A 15,343-nucleotide genomic window follows, 5' to 3' on the forward strand; every position below is an offset into this window, starting at 1 on the left:
GTCTTACGTTTAGGGGAAAAGTATGTCTGATTTTTTAATTGCACCATCCATTCTATCCGCAGATTTTGCGAGGTTAGGCGAAGATGTTGAAAAGGTAATGACAGCAGGTGCCGACGTGGTTCATTTCGATGTAATGGATAATCACTATGTGCCAAATTTAACTTTTGGTCCAATGATTTGTGACGCATTAAGAAATTACGGAATTACAGCTCCTATCGACGTACACTTGATGATAAAGCCTGTAGATAGTCTAATTCCCGAGTTTGCTAAAGCCGGAGCGAGCATTATTACATTTCACCCAGAGGCCAGCGAGCATATAGACAGAAGCCTTGCGCTGATTAAAGAATCAGGTTGTAAAGCTGGCTTGGTATTTAACCCAGGCACACCGCTGCATTATCTCGATCATGTGATGGATAAAATTGATCAAATCCTCTTGATGTCGGTAAACCCTGGTTTTGGCGGCCAAAGTTTTATCCCACATACACTTGAAAAATTAAAAGAAGCGAGAGCACGCATTGACGCGTCCGGTCGCGATATTCGTCTTGAAGTGGATGGGGGGATTAAGGTGGACAACATTGCTGAAGTTGCAGCTGCCGGTGCAGACATGTTTGTTGCGGGTTCCGCTATCTTTAATCAACCCGATTACAAAGCGGTAATAGACGCCATGCGTCAAGAATTAGCAAAGGTAAAATAATGCGTTTTGAGGGTATTTTATTTGACCTCGATGGCACGTTAGTTGATAGCGTCGAGGATATGTACATGGCGCTCAATTTAACACTGTCTGAGCTTGCTCACCCCATTGTTAGTCATGCTCTAGTGCGTGAATGGGTGGGTAACGGCATCGATATGTTAGTAAAAAGAGGCCTAAGCGGTAGCCATGAAGTTAGCGAAGCGCTATCCGAAGGTTTAGCGCACACCGCTATTGAGCGTTTTAAAGTGCATTATGATGAATTAGTTGGTCAGTATGCAGGTTTATATCCGTATGTTGAGACGGGGTTATCTGCATTTGCCGCAGTGCCAAAAGCCATCGTGACCAATAAAAATCGTGCATTTACGCTAAAGCTGCTAGATAAATTAAATCTCACATCGCATTTTGATTGTATCGTCTGTGGTGATGATACTGACAAAAAGCCATCACCAGCTCCGCTATTGCTGGCTGCCGAGCGTCTTGGTATACCAGCGGATAAGCTTATTATGGTTGGAGATTCTAAAAGCGATATTTTGGCCGCTCAGGGCGCTAAGATACCTGTGATTGCGCTAAATTATGGGTATAATCAGGGATTCGATTTGAAAGAGTTCAATCCACAGTACCTTTGTGATGGATTCTTAGATATTATTCCCATTATCAATCAACGTTAATTCAATGAAGAAATAAAGGAACGACATGAGTAAACCTGTAGTATTAAGTGGTATTCAGCCAACCGGTGGTATGACAATAGGCAATTACGTAGGTGCCATTAACCAGTGGCTTAAACTACAAAATGATCATGATTGTTACTTTATGTTGGTTGACTTGCATGCCATTACGGTTCGCCAAGAGCCACAGCAACTACGCGATCGCGTATTAGACGGCGTAGCACTATATACCGCTTGCGGCATCGACCCAGATAAATCGTCACTATTTGTACAATCACAGGTTCCTGAGCATGCACAGCTAGGTTGGGTGCTGAACTGTTATGCACAAATGGGTGAATTAAATCGCATGACGCAGTTTAAAGATAAATCAGCAAAGCACGCCAATAACGTAAACGTTGGCTTATTCGCCTATCCAGTATTGCAAGCTGCGGATATTTTATTGTATCAAGCGGATCAAGTACCGGTTGGTGAAGACCAAAAGCAGCACCTTGAGTTGACCCGCGATATCGCAACGCGCTTTAACAACCTGTATGGCGATGTCTTTAAGATCCCAGAACCTTATATTCCAGAGTTTGGTGCTCGTGTTATGAGCTTGCAAGACCCGAGCAAGAAGATGTCAAAATCAGACGAAAACCCAAATGGTTTTGTGATGCTGTTGGATGAACCTAAGAAGATAGAGAAAAAGCTGAAAAAAGCGGTAACGGATTCAGATGAGCAAGCACGCATTTACTTTGATCGTGTTGAAAAACCTGGTGTATCCAACTTACTGACTCTACTTAGTGTTGCAACTAAACGCTCAATTGAAGAGTTAGTGCCAGAGTACGAAGACAAAATGTACGGCCATTTGAAGAAAGACACTGCCGATGCGGTAGTGAATATGCTTGAGCCTATTCAAGCGCGCTTTAAAGAAATCCGTGAAGATCAAACTCTGCTGAACGAAATCATGAAAAAAGGCGCGGAAAAAGCAAGTATTCGTGCCGAGAAAACGCTTAAAGCTGTGTATGACGCCGTCGGTTTTATTCCTCGCGGTTAATAAAACACAAAGAAAGGACACCATTTATGGTGTCTTTTTGTATTACAAGGGGCGATAGCCCCTTGGCTTAAAGCAGATACTAGATATAAGAAAACCCTCCTGTTGAGTTCGTGATAAAATAGACTTATAACGAACATCTTTACCCTAGTGGCGAATAGGCTGCTTGGTTCTTTTAGTGGTACCTACATGCTGTTGATGATTGATAACTATGATTCCTTTACTTACAACCTAGTGCAGTATTTTCAGCGCTTAGATGTGGATGTGTTGGTAAAGCGAAATGATGAAATCAGCGCCTCACAAATTAAGCAGCTTAATCCCAAATATGTTGTGCTATCTCCTGGCCCTTGCAGTCCTGATGAAGCTGGGATCTCGCTTGAAGTCGTAAAACGTCTACAGGGACAAATCCCTATTCTTGGCATTTGCCTTGGTCATCAAACGATTGCACAAGCTCTAGGTGGTAAAGTCATTCGAGCAAAACAAGTGATGCATGGTAAAACGTCTCAAGTGCACCATAACAATATGGGTGTATTTCAAGGTCTGCCATCATCATACGAAGTATGCCGCTACCACTCTTTGGTTGTTGAGCAAAGTAGCCTGCCAAATGCTCTAGCCGTAACGGCTTGGACACAGACACAAGAGGGTGAACGTGATGAAATTATGGGACTCTTGGCTGCCGATAGAGCACTAGAAGGAGTGCAATTTCACCCAGAAGCTATCCTCACGGAACACGGCTTAGCATTACTTGATAACTTTATAAAACGCTTCTAAAGTTTAAACAAAACCAACAGAATTTCGCCTAGGTGTAATATATCCATATTCGCTGCGCTTTCGTTGGTTAGACTGGCTTTTGATATATAACTTTTTGATTCTATTGTGCGCAATATCAAATCATAATATTGCTTTTACTGGTATAATACTAATCAGTAAGACGATTCTGTTGAGTGCTTAACTCAGTGTTTTTCTTTTAGATAAGTAGCATGCATGACGCAAGAAAATAAGCAAATTAGAATGGCACAAGCGCTATCCGAGCGTGCCCATGACCTCCTTATCAGCCTCAACTTTGCGCAGAAGCAAATAGGCTATATCCATACATTTGATATTAGCTACGGTGAGAATATTGCACAGCGCACTATGCTAGAGGTGGAAATTGCTGCGGCTGCAAAACGCCAAGAAAGCAGCACAAGTCATCATAAATATATTGCCAAAGCGAGTAAGCATCTACATTCCGTTATCGAAGAAGCTATCACAAAGCAACTGCATGACCTTGATAACATCTATCATGAAGTCATTGGCATTCAAGACTCCGTTCCTGCGATCTTAGATATTCTAGCCGTGCGCTCAGCTTCGGTTGGGCGTTTAGAACCTTTGGTCAATGACTTAAGTTGGTTGGGTCGTGAGCTGGTTTCGCTAGTCAACTTGCCACAGTATCGCAAAAAAAACAGTAAAGGCACGTCCATTAAGGTCGACACGCCGGCATTAGCATTAAGGTATTTAGGCCTTGAGAACTTGCAAATGGTGATCCCGACAATGGCGGTAAGACACTGGATGCCGCATGCTACAGAACCATTTGGCTTAATGAAGCGTAAATTACGCGAGCTGAGCATGAGCACAGCCATTGCGGCAAAAGAGCTGGCACCATTTTTTGGGGTAAAAGAACAGCATGCGTTTACTTTAGGCATGTTACTAGAGCTTGGGAAAGTGGCCTTGATCCGTCTTTATTTACGCACCTTCGAAAAAGTGTGGCAAGCCAAGGTACAAATAGCACGAGACAAAAAGCAAAAAGACCTACACACCGCATTAATGGAGTTATCTCCTGATCCATTATTTTTACGTAACTTGTTGATAGAACATTCGGCAGAGATTTCACGTAAGCTAATTGAAAAAATGGAGTTACGTTATTTGCCCTTTAATGCCGTCATGGAAGAGTATGCGCAAACTTATCTACCAAATGCGCATAAAAACATTGCCGACCCATTACCTTTGACACAAGTGATGCAAAAAGCCTATGGCTACGCACAACTACTTGTTTTAAAAGATAGTCAGTTAATTGAAGATGACGAAGCCGAGATTTTGCTCAATCATTTAGAACTTACCGAGGAAATGCGTCAGCAATTGGCAAAATGTGCGTTCCATAACCTGCAGTTGACGATTTTGTAAAAAAAATTGAAATTTTTTTTGCGACTATTCATTCAAAACCTAATCTTAAATGATCTGTGCAAGGCTGCACGGCGCTTGCTTTGCCCTAAATATCTGCCCTAGATAGTTATTCACTTGAGTTGAGAATATATGTTAAACCCTTGAATACTAAGGGCTGAGAACGTGGTATAAGTGAGACAAATGGCGCTTTTTCTGGAATAATGAGCGTATGAATTTTGTGCCATCAAGGGGCGGGTCAAAATACATAGCACCGAATTGGTGTGAATAAATATCCTATCAAGTGGCGGCAACGCGCCGACCTCCAAAAGGAAATGACTCCTTGTTTGCACTTTCACTCACCAAATATGAGGAAATAAAATGACTATCAATCGTGAATTGTTTGACGACGTAATGGTACCTAACTACGCACCTTCAGCGGTAATTCCAGTGAAAGGTGAAGGTTCTCGAGTATGGGATCAGGAAGGTCGTGAGTACATCGACTTTGCTGGTGGTATCGCAGTTAACTGTCTAGGTCATTGTCACCCAGCTTTGGTGGGCGCGCTTAAAGAGCAAGGCGAGAAAATTTGGCATCTGTCTAACGTGATGACTAATGAGCCTGCACTACGTTTAGCGAAAAAGCTAACTGATGCGACGTTCGCAGAGAAAGTCTACTTTGCAAACTCTGGTGCAGAAGCGAACGAAGCGGCGCTTAAGTTAGCACGCCGTTGGGCACTAGATAAGTTTGGTGCTGAAAAGTCGCAAATCATCTCTTTCAACAAAGGTTTCCACGGCCGTACTTTCTTCACTGTAACTGTAGGTGGTCAAGCTGCATACTCTGATGGCTTTGGTCCAAAGCCGGGCGACATCGTTCACACAGACTATAACGATTTAGCGGCATTTGAAGCGCTTATTTCAGACAACACTTGTGCCGTGATGATGGAGCCGCTACAAGGCGAAGGTGGTATCATTTCACCAACTTCTGAGTTTGTAAAAGGTGTTCGCGAGCTGTGTGACAAGCACAATGCGCTACTTATTTTTGATGAAGTGCAAACTGGTGTTGGCCGTACTGGTGACTTGTATGCATACCAAGGTTTAAACGTAACCCCTGATATTTTAACAACGGCTAAAGCGCTTGGCGGTGGTTTCCCTATCGGCGCGATGATCACAACAACAGAGATTGCTGCGCACCTAAAAGTAGGTACTCATGGTTCTACATACGGCGGTAACCCGCTGGCGTGTGCGGTTGCAGAAGCGGCATTTGACACAGTAAACACAACAGCTGTACTTGATGGCGTAAAAGCAAAAGAGCAGCTGTTCCGTGAACTACTAAACGACATCAACGAAAAGTACAACGTATTCACCGAAGTACGTGGTAAAGGTCTATTGCTTGGTGGTGTAGTCACTGAAAAGTACGAAGGCAAAGCAAAAGAATTCTTGGTTGAAGGTATCAAGCAAGGCGTGATGTCACTTGTTGCAGGTGCAAACGTAGTACGTTTCACTCCATCTCTTGTTATTCCAGAAGCTGACATCCGCGAAGGGATGGCACGCTTCGAAAAAGCCGTTGCTGCGGTAGTTGCTAACAACGCTTAATACTGGTTGCAAGGTCACCTTTTGGTGGCCTTGTTGTTATCCACATTTTTGAGGAGTAAGCGGGCTCATGATGATCCTTCGCCCAATCCAAGAAAGCGATTATCCAGCGCTTTTAAACATTGCTCACGAATCAGGTCACGGTTTTACCTCTTTGCCTGTAAACGAAGAGCTATTACAGAAGAAGATTGCACGCTCAGTTGCTTCATTTGGCAAGCAAGCTGACAAGCCTTTTGATGAAGGCTATTTATTTGTATTAGAAGATACTGAAACTGGCGAGGTGGTTGGTACCAGCGGTATCGAAGCTGCGGTTGGTTTAGATGATGCGTTTTATCATTATCACCTAAGCAAAGTGATCCACTCTTCACGCACACTCGATGTTTATAAAGCAGTGGATATTTTAACGCTATGTAATGACTACACTGGCGCGACGGAATTATGCACCCTGTTTTTGAAAGATGGCTATCGCAAAGGCGCAAACGGCAAACTGCTATCTCGCTCTCGCTTTATGTTTATCAACCAACATCGTGATCGTTTTGCTGAAACCGTTATCGCGGAAATGCGCGGTGTTTCTAACGAGCAAGGCGAAAGTCCGTTCTGGCAATGGCTTGAAGAGCATTTCTTCTCGATGGATTTCCCGACAGCGGATTATCTAACGGGGATCGGCCAAAAGGTCTTTATTGCTGAATTAATGCCTAAGTACCCAATCTACGTGAACCTGCTTAGTAAAGAAGCACAAGCGGTGATTGGTGAAGTTCACGACAATACGCGTCCTGCTATTGAGCTACTAAAAAGCGAAGGTTTCACATTTAATGGTTATGTTGATATCTTCGACGCGGGTCCAACGGTAGAAGCAAAAGTGGGGAATATCCGCACGGTTCGCAATAGTGAAACTCGTACTGTGAAAATAGGCGAAAGCAACGGTGGATTCCCTGTTATGGTCGCAAATGGTAAACTTGTTGATTATCGCGCGGCGGTAATCGAGTTAGCCCTGACTGATAGCAATGAAGTGACGCTTGCTCCACATGTTGCCGCGGCGCTAAAAGTTGAAGAAGGCGATCAAGTAAGCCTAGTAAAGATTTAAGATTGGGAACAGATTATGACAACACATGCAGCACAACTAATAAATGGTGAGTGGATTGCAGGACAAGGCGCAAGCTTTAGCTCTGTAAACCCAGCAAACAACGACGTTATTTGGAGCGCAAACGCAGCTACTGCTGAGCAAGTTGATGGCGCAGTAAAAGCGGCTCGTGAAGCTTTTTATTCATGGAGCGACATGAGCTTTGAAGCGCGTCTAGAAATTGTTAAGCGTTTCGCTGAAGTACTAAAAGAAAATAGCGAAGAGCTGGCTATTGCAATTGCTAAAGAAACGGGTAAGCCACTTTGGGAAACTCGTACAGAAGCGGGTGCTATGGTAGGTAAAATCGCGATTTCTGAGAAAGCCTATCAAGAGCGTACAGGCGTTGTTGAAAATCCAATGCCAGTTGGCCGTGCCGTGATCCGTCACAAGGCACATGGTGTAGTTGCTGTATTTGGCCCATATAACTTCCCAGGTCACTTACCTAATGGCCACATCGTACCTGCGCTACTTGCTGGTAACACGGTTATCTTTAAGCCATCTGAACTGACGCCTTATGTTGCTGAGCTAACGCTTAAATACTGGCAACAAGCGGGTCTTCCTGCTGGCGTGATTAACCTAGTTCAGGGTGAAGTTGAAACAGGTAAAGCACTTGCGTCACACGCGGGTATCGACGGCTTATTCTTTACTGGCTCTTCTCGTACGGGTCACTTGCTACATGAACAATATGCAGGTCAACCGGGTAAGATCCTAGCGCTTGAAATGGGTGGTAATAACCCACTTATCGTAAAAGACGTAGCGGATACCAAAGCGGCAGTACACGACATTATTCAATCTGCGTTTATCTCAAGTGGTCAACGTTGTACTTGTGCTCGTAAACTATTCCTTCCTGCAGGTGAACAAGGTGACACAATCCTTGAGCAACTGATCAAAGCAACTAAAGCGATTAAAGTGGGTAACTTTGACGATGCAGATCAACCGTTCATGGGTTCAATGATCTCAAATGCTGCCGCCGCTGGCATGGTAAAAGCACAGCAACAGCTTGTTGAGCTTGGTGGTCAGTCGCTTATCGAGCTGACGCACACAGAAGGCACAGGCTTTGTGACGCCAGGGATCATCGAATGTACTAACATTGCAGACTTCCCTGATGAAGAGCACTTTGGTCCGCTGTTAAAAATATTCCGTTACACAGACTTTGACGCTGCTATTGAAAAAGCGAACGAGACAAGCTTTGGCTTATCAGCAGGTCTGCTTGGCGACAACGAAGCTGACTACGACCGTTTCTTACGTCGTATTCGTGCAGGTATCGTAAACTGGAACCGCCCAATCACTGGCGCTTCAAGTGCAGCTCCGTTTGGTGGTATCGGTGCATCAGGTAACCACCGTGCAAGTGCATACTACGCGGCAGATTACTGTGCATACCCAGTGGCTTCTGTGGAACTAGAAAAGGTAACTTTACCTTCTAGCTTGAGCCCAGGTTTATCTTTGGATTAAAATGCCAATATTGAGGTTTACTCAATAAAAATTGATAAGAAAAGCAGCTTCGGCTGCTTTTTTGTGTCTAGTTGACTACAAAAGTAGCAATCGAAAAAACTTTCTGCTTAAATCAATAGGAGATGTCTTTGATAGGTTCGGGTGAGCAAAGTATGGTTTTAGATAAACAAGGGTACGATGATTTAGTCATGTATTTGACGCAAAACTTAGCCTTGTTTGAGAAGTCTGGGACGGTTGAACCAGGGGCTCCAACAGTCATGGAATTAATCGAAGATGTGATCGCTGAAAACGTTATCCGTATATGCGAGCAGCACACTGAGTTATCTACAGAGCAGCGCAGCATGATCGTGCGTGAGGTAGATGGCATTGTGTACGACTTACAAGAAGTGCTATCAAGTGTTGTTGATAGACGTGTCACCGTAGAACAAAAAGAATTTATCGAAGAATTCGCGGGTTTGGTCAAAAACCTGTTTGATTCTGCTGTATAGCTTGGCACAATCACTATCGACAGTGTAGAAAACACACTTAGAGGCAATTCTAGGTTTAAGATACACCGCCATTTGGCGGTGTTATGCTTTATAGAGGATAACTATGTTAGCTAGCGTAAAATGGGTTGAAGGAGATACCTTTATCGGTCGCTCTGCGTCGGGACATAATGTGGTATTTGATGCCGGTTCTGATAGTGCAGCGCCAAGTCCAATGGAGATGGTATTAATGTCAGCGGGATGTTGTTCGTCAGTCGATGTAGTCAGCATTCTACAAAAAGCGCGTCAGGATGTTACCGACGTGGAAGTAAAATTAACCGCAGAGCGCGCAGAAAGCGCACCTAGGGTTTTTACCAAGATCAATTTACACTTCGTGGTGAAAGGGCGTAATGTCTCTGAAAAACACCTAGAAAGAGCCGTAAGTTTATCCGCTGAAAAGTATTGCTCAGTGGCATTAATGCTTGAAAAAGCAGTAGAAATTACGCATAGCCATGAAGTGGTTGAAATTGACGAAAAATAACGCTTTTTCATAGCGCTATTTTCGTATAAAATCCGCGAACTTTTGTTTCTGCAGCGCAGATTTTTTGTATTAAGGTGGGTCTATCGTGAACAAGCCCTTTGATAAAATTAAACTCCATGGCTTTAACAACTTAACTAAGAGTTTAAGCTTTAGCATTTACGATATTTGCTACGCCAAGACCGAGCAGCAACGTAAAGAATATCTAGAATACATTGATGAGCAGTATAGTGCTGATCGTTTGACGGATATTCTGAAAGACGTAACGGATATCATCGGTGCAAACGTACTGAATATCGCACGTCAAGATTATGAACCACAAGGGGCGAGTGTGACGATATTAGTATCAGAAGAGCCTGTTGATCAACAGACTTTTGATAGTAATGAAGCACCAGGTCCACTTCCTGAATCAGTGGTAGCACACTTAGATAAGAGTCACATCTGTGTTCATACTTATCCTGAAGCGCACCCTGATGATGGCATTTGTACTTTTAGAGCGGATATCGAAGTTTCAACGTGTGGCATTATTTCGCCACTTAAAGCGCTTAACTTCTTAATTCACTCTTTAGAGTCAGATGTGGTGACGATTGACTATCGTGTTCGTGGATTCACTCGTGACGTTAATGGTGTTAAACACTATATCGACCACGCAATTCACTCGATCCAGAATTACATGACGGAAGATACTAAAGACGCATACCACATGGTAGACGTAAACGTGTATCAAGAGAACCTATTCCATACGAAGATGATGCTTAAGGAAACAGACCTAAATGCATATCTATTTGGAATTAGTACTGATGATTTAGATGTAGGCGAAGAGGAAGAAATTCGTCTTAAGCTGAATCGTGAAATTCAGGAAGTGTTCTACGGTCGCAATTTACCAGAAACTGAATAATCAGCGGTAAATTAAGGTATTAAAAAAGGCGCGCAAGCGCCTTTTTTAATGTCTGAGATTTGTAAGATATTCAGCCTACATTTAATTTAAATGTGGACAATATTTGCTCGCTATCAATAGTGGCTTAAGTGCTTATTCGGTAGGCAATAGTGCAGGCTGAAACCAGCTGGAAGAAGACACTAATTATCCGAGGCTCAGATTAGGTACTAACCTCTCATTTCATAACGCTATTAAAGGACTAAAAAATGGCATTTGATGATCTCATCTCGCGCTTAGGTGATAATCAGGAAAGCACCAGTAATAGCACTGAGCATGAAGCGCCAAGTGAAGTACAACTTCTTGCTGCAACAGCGATGCCCTCCATTCAAAGACGAAAGCTTCCTATTGAAATCATGCATGTGCTTCATGGTCGTATTTGGAGCATCATTCCGTTTAGGCAAGCACCGCTTTTTAGATATCACTCTCAGGCTCAATTTTGGATACTTGCAAGCAAGCGATGGCAGCGAGTAAATTACTCTAGCTTTAGTCACCACAGTGGTGAGCGATATGCCTTTGTGCCATATCAATCACTTGATGTAAAAGATAAACCGACAAGCTATGGGGGAGGAAATCGCAGTGCGCAAGATTTTAATAGCTTGGTGCAAGCAGATATGCCTCGAGGACTTAGCCAAGCTGAAATTAATCGCGCCCTACTTGGTGGCAGCAAAGCAATACAATCTGAAGTGGTACTCGAGCCAACAGTTTTTATTTCTAATCCAAATAACAATTCCAAAGTGGAACTAAAACGCTCTCAACAAGTTTATATGCGTTTTAGCGATCACATGTTTCGTGCTGGAGATACCGTAGAGTCCGTCGCTAACCAATATGCGGGTAGGCCCGATCCTAAGCTGATTTATGGATACAACGACCATGTCAATCGCAACAATCCCCCAAAGGCTGGTGACCGTTTACGGGTACCGAGTGGTTGGGATACTAAAGTGGGTGGCTCGGTAAGTAATGCCCGCGCAGTAAGGTTGCAGTGGCAAGGTCCAAGCAAGGGAAGCGCAGTGCTTGATGTACCAAAACTACCACCAGATCAATTACACTTTTGGGACACTCGACTCAAACTCGATCCCGGCGTTTATGTTCTTACCGCGAGCGCAGGTTCAGCCAACCATAGTATTGACGTTGAAGTACTCGGTGTTAAGTCAAGTGCCGCATGGATAAAAGTGAGGGCGTATTACGATGATGAATGGCAGACCGCGCTTCCCCTTGAACAAATCAATATTCATTTAGGTAATACACTTATCCACGGAAAACTTAAACTCAATTCAAGTGGTGATAAAAGTACAGATGCAAATGCACTTGCACGAGCAGAGTCAACGGCAAATGAGGCTGGAGTTGTGGTAAAAAGCGACTTACCACAAGAGGGGCAAGTCACTGTAGAAGTTGCTCGTAACGAAGCGCTAGAAGCGGAAATCAATAACCTCAAATCATCATTACACATACAGCTTGATGGTGCATATCGAGATACCGTATCGAATATGAGTGGGTTTCAATCTGATTGGGACGAATATGGTTTTGCTGCAATTGCAATTAATGGCGCGCAAGGTGCGTATCAAGGTGGAAGTAAGTGGCTTGAAGACCAAGCAGACTTGTTCGAAGCACAAACATGGATTGACTTAGGAAAAACCATTAAGTCCGTCGCAGGTAGCGCATATGATACCACCGCAGATTATGCCAGCGAACGCTTTGAGCAATTGCGACAAAGTGCCAATGAAATGTCTAATTGGATTGAAGAGGATGCCAGTGAAGACTTGCTCAGTTGGAACTGGTATCAAGCCAATACACAGCGAGCATTAGATGCAGCCGAACAGGCTTATCGCGATGTACATCATGATACTACTCAGTACCTTAACGACGCTGCAGACGCAATTAAAAATACAAGCCATTATGCAAGTGCGTTATACACGCATCGCCATGCAATTACCAACTTACTTGATGATATCGCGAAAGGAGAGGTCGCCAAAGTACAACAATTTGTTGATACCACTTTAGTTGATATTGACCCTGAATTAGCCGCTAGTATAAAAAACACTCCTGATTTCTATTTAGTGTTGGCGCTCATAGACGACCATGATAGTGCACTAACTTATGTTGCTTACGCGTCACTCTTTATGGAAGCTGTGCCTCCTAACTTTTATGCATACATTGGCGGAAAAGGCGGCGCTTATGTCGCGATAGAGGTTTGTTTGTTACTAGCAACGTCATTACTTACATTAGGAGCGGGTACAGCTGCAAGAGTAACAGCACTTGCTGCCAAGTTATCAGCCAACGGTGCCAGAGCCGCAAGTACATCAGTAAAAGCTAAAAAAGCACAAGCGGCAATCAGCGCTTTTATCCGTACGCTTGAAGACTTTAACAACAGCACTACAACCTTAAAAAAACTCGGGAAAAAGCTTACAACCGCGCGTTCAAGTGGATTGCTACTTAAAGGCAAAACCAACTCGACGCTAACTGCGAAAAAGCAAACAACAAAACGACAGACACGATGCCGCTTATGTGGCAAAACAGATCACACAACACCACGTAGTCTGCGTGGCATCGTTCATTATGAATAAGGAGTGATTCATGAGTGAAGAAATTGAAGAACAAATCGAAGGGATGGTTGATAAGGACAAAAAGTATAGAGATAGATTAATCGCAAATATTAAACACAAGAAAGATCATCCATTCCATAATGGTATTCATATGGCGGCTCATCACTTGATTTCGAAAGAGGCTGTCAATGTCGCTCAGTTAGGGAGCTTACTAATCCATAGAGGTTACAACATAAATTTAGTTGAAAACTTGGTCTTTTTACCCAGCACCTTACAAGGTGCTTGTCAGCTGAGAGTGCAATTGCATCGTGGCGATCATATATTCGCTTTGCCAGATCAAGAGTCTTATCATGATCAAGTTGTTCTTCATTTAAAGATGATCAAAGCGGAACTTAAAAAATGTACTCCTAAAACTTCGAATGATGATGCAGCTCAAAGGCTAGTAGATAAAGAAAGTAAGAAAGTTTTGAAAAAAATAGCCGAATTTAGAGTTCCACTTACATCAATATACAAAAATTTCAAGCCCTCAAGCAAAGTAGGGTGTTCTAATCATAATGAAATATCGGACTGCGAAGGTAGTATTTCTCGGTGTATTAATGAGCGAAACCATATTGGAAAAATTGATTTACTAAATCCAAATGCTGCAATTAGAAAAGTACCTAAAACGATAAAATATGAAAAATCTTATTATCAACTCAAAATAGGAAGTTAACAGTGAACCGAGATTACAATAATGAGTACTATCTAATACTCAAAAAGTACGGAAAAGATACCTTATATCCTAGGGCGTTGCAAAAGTCGGCGGATAGAGATTATGAGTTTGAACAGTTAGTTTGGGGGAAAGAACCGCTATTTTTCGAAAATGCGTATAGAGATAAAGATAATGCGAATGGAGTTATACGTCCTATCCCCAGTGTTTTACTAGACGCTACGATCCCTATCGTTAGCTCAAAAATTAGAGAGCGGTTAAAGCTCTTTAATTTTGTTGGGATGCAGCTATATCCTGCTGTGTACATTGACGATGGTGATAACTATCACGAAGACTTTTGGTGCATGAATTTTTGGCAAGAACTTGACTGCTGGGATCGAGCAAAGTCAAAAATAGAAAAATTCACTGCAGAGGAGATGTTAGAGCCTGACTATTTAAAAGGTTGCGATATATATAAATACCATCTAGATAGTGAAGTCTTGGATAAAATTCCAGAAGAAGAACGTTTAATATTTAAACAAGCGGGTGGTCTGAAGTATGTCTTTGTCCATCAAAAAATTGCAGATATCTTTTTTGAGGAGAAGGCGACAGGCGTTAACTTAGTCAAAGTGTCCGATTTTGAAGAAGGGATGCAGTTTTAAAGCTTTAGAATTAAATTCTCATGTTATAATTTTTTTTCGTTGTATATTACAAGAAAAGGAAGTTTAGTGAACTACAATGCGGCTTATTTTATATTTATTCCCAGATTTAATGAATTGGCAATGTACTTAAAACCGTTGAAGAAAACAGCGAGAAGGAATTTTGATTTTGAGAGGATGGGGTGGGGAGAAGAGCCTTTGTTTTTTGAAAATGCTTTTAAGGATGAGTATCAAAATTTAGGCCGTTGTTGCGCATTATCTGATGTATTATTTTATGCGACTATCCCGATTTTAAACGGTAGTATAAGAAATAAACTAAAATTCTATAACTTTAGTAATGTTCAGTTATACCCTACGGTTTTTATTGATGACAATAATACCTACCATGAAAATCTTTGGTGTATGAATTTTTGGGAAGAGTTGGACTGCTTGGATAGAGAAAAGTCCAAATTTTCAAAGCGAGCGATGGAAAAACTAAAATTAGATCCTCTAGCTGACGGTTTGTCGACCTACAAGTACAGCCTTGATAGTGATGTATTAGATAAAATTCCAGAAGAAGAGCGGCTGATTTTTAAAATGGGGCCCGATGATATGGGTTATGTCTTTGTCCATCAAAAAATTGCGGATATCTTTTTTGAGGAGAAGGCGACTGGCGTTAACTTAGTCAAAGTATCCGACTTTGAAGAAGGGATGCAGTTTTAGCTTTATAGCATTAGCTGGATGCATCGAATTGTGACGTAAGTGATAGAGAGCATAGTAGTGAAATACATTCAAAGCTAGCAGTGGAAAATGTGTAAAAACTATCGAGATTGCAACGGTAAAATGTAATTTAA

Annotated in this window: 15 protein-coding genes; all 15 read left to right on the plus strand. The window is 42.5% G+C overall.

Annotated elements, in window-relative coordinates:
* Positions 1-22: 22 nt before the first annotated feature.
* The 15 genes from rpe (at position 23) to BB427_RS09710 (ending at position 15,212) form a co-directional block, all read left to right on the plus strand.
* Complete coding sequence (gene rpe, locus BB427_RS09640) at positions 23-694, plus strand: ribulose-phosphate 3-epimerase (protein WP_069020530.1); 672 nt, start codon at positions 23-25, stop codon at positions 692-694.
* On the plus strand, positions 694-1,359 hold the full coding sequence (locus BB427_RS09645; protein WP_069020531.1) for an HAD-IA family hydrolase: 666 nt from the start codon (positions 694-696) through the stop codon (positions 1,357-1,359). The genes rpe and BB427_RS09645 overlap by 1 nt, the downstream gene beginning before the upstream one ends.
* A gap of 25 nt (positions 1,360-1,384) precedes the next feature.
* The gene (gene trpS, locus BB427_RS09650) at positions 1,385-2,389 is read left to right on the plus strand and encodes a tryptophan--tRNA ligase (RefSeq protein WP_039494036.1); all 1,005 of its coding nucleotides are present in this window, start codon (positions 1,385-1,387) and stop codon (positions 2,387-2,389) included.
* A 186-nt stretch (positions 2,390-2,575) separates the two neighbouring features.
* A complete protein-coding gene (locus BB427_RS09655; RefSeq protein ID WP_069020532.1) occupies positions 2,576-3,157 on the plus strand; it encodes an anthranilate synthase component II in 582 nt (193 codons plus the stop codon).
* 213 nt (positions 3,158-3,370) lie between these two features.
* Positions 3,371-4,546 (plus strand): HDOD domain-containing protein, encoded by a 1,176-nt coding sequence (locus BB427_RS09660; RefSeq protein WP_010607070.1) that lies wholly within the window; start codon positions 3,371-3,373, stop codon positions 4,544-4,546.
* Between the two features lie 357 nt (positions 4,547-4,903).
* Positions 4,904-6,115: an aspartate aminotransferase family protein gene (locus BB427_RS09665; protein ID WP_045990221.1), complete on the plus strand. Its 1,212-nt coding sequence runs from the start codon at positions 4,904-4,906 to the stop codon at positions 6,113-6,115.
* Between the two features lie 67 nt (positions 6,116-6,182).
* Complete coding sequence (gene astA / locus BB427_RS09670) at positions 6,183-7,196, plus strand: arginine N-succinyltransferase (protein ID WP_010368879.1); 1,014 nt, start codon at positions 6,183-6,185, stop codon at positions 7,194-7,196.
* Between the two features lie 15 nt (positions 7,197-7,211).
* Entirely contained in the window at positions 7,212-8,684 is a 1,473-nt protein-coding gene (gene astD / locus BB427_RS09675) for a succinylglutamate-semialdehyde dehydrogenase (protein WP_069020533.1), read from the plus strand.
* 152 nt (positions 8,685-8,836) lie between these two features.
* Positions 8,837-9,172 carry a DUF3802 family protein gene (locus tag BB427_RS09680; RefSeq protein WP_029215895.1) on the plus strand — a complete coding sequence of 112 codons (336 nt, stop codon included), beginning with the start codon at positions 8,837-8,839 and terminating at the stop codon, positions 9,170-9,172.
* Between the two features lie 103 nt (positions 9,173-9,275).
* Positions 9,276-9,689, plus strand: coding sequence for an OsmC family protein (locus BB427_RS09685; protein ID WP_010607074.1), 414 nt, complete (start codon positions 9,276-9,278; stop codon positions 9,687-9,689).
* An 85-nt stretch (positions 9,690-9,774) separates the two neighbouring features.
* Positions 9,775-10,584, plus strand: a complete 810-nt coding sequence (speD, locus tag BB427_RS09690) for an adenosylmethionine decarboxylase (protein WP_069020534.1) — start codon at positions 9,775-9,777, stop codon at positions 10,582-10,584.
* 245 nt (positions 10,585-10,829) lie between these two features.
* Positions 10,830-13,184: a hypothetical protein gene (locus BB427_RS09695; protein WP_069020535.1), complete on the plus strand. Its 2,355-nt coding sequence runs from the start codon at positions 10,830-10,832 to the stop codon at positions 13,182-13,184.
* Between the two features lie 10 nt (positions 13,185-13,194).
* Positions 13,195-13,875: an AHH domain-containing protein gene (locus BB427_RS09700; RefSeq protein ID WP_069020536.1), complete on the plus strand. Its 681-nt coding sequence runs from the start codon at positions 13,195-13,197 to the stop codon at positions 13,873-13,875.
* A 2-nt stretch (positions 13,876-13,877) separates the two neighbouring features.
* Positions 13,878-14,513: an imm11 family protein gene (locus tag BB427_RS09705; RefSeq protein WP_069020537.1), complete on the plus strand. Its 636-nt coding sequence runs from the start codon at positions 13,878-13,880 to the stop codon at positions 14,511-14,513.
* Positions 14,514-14,579: 66 nt separating this feature from the next.
* The gene (locus BB427_RS09710; protein WP_083229863.1) at positions 14,580-15,212 is read left to right on the plus strand and encodes a hypothetical protein; all 633 of its coding nucleotides are present in this window, start codon (positions 14,580-14,582) and stop codon (positions 15,210-15,212) included.
* The last annotated feature ends 131 nt before the right edge of the window (positions 15,213-15,343 follow it).

The sequence above is a fragment of the Pseudoalteromonas sp. BMB genome (genome assembly GCF_001709235.1).
GTDB classification, from domain to species: Bacteria; Pseudomonadota; Gammaproteobacteria; order Enterobacterales; family Alteromonadaceae; genus Pseudoalteromonas; species Pseudoalteromonas maricaloris.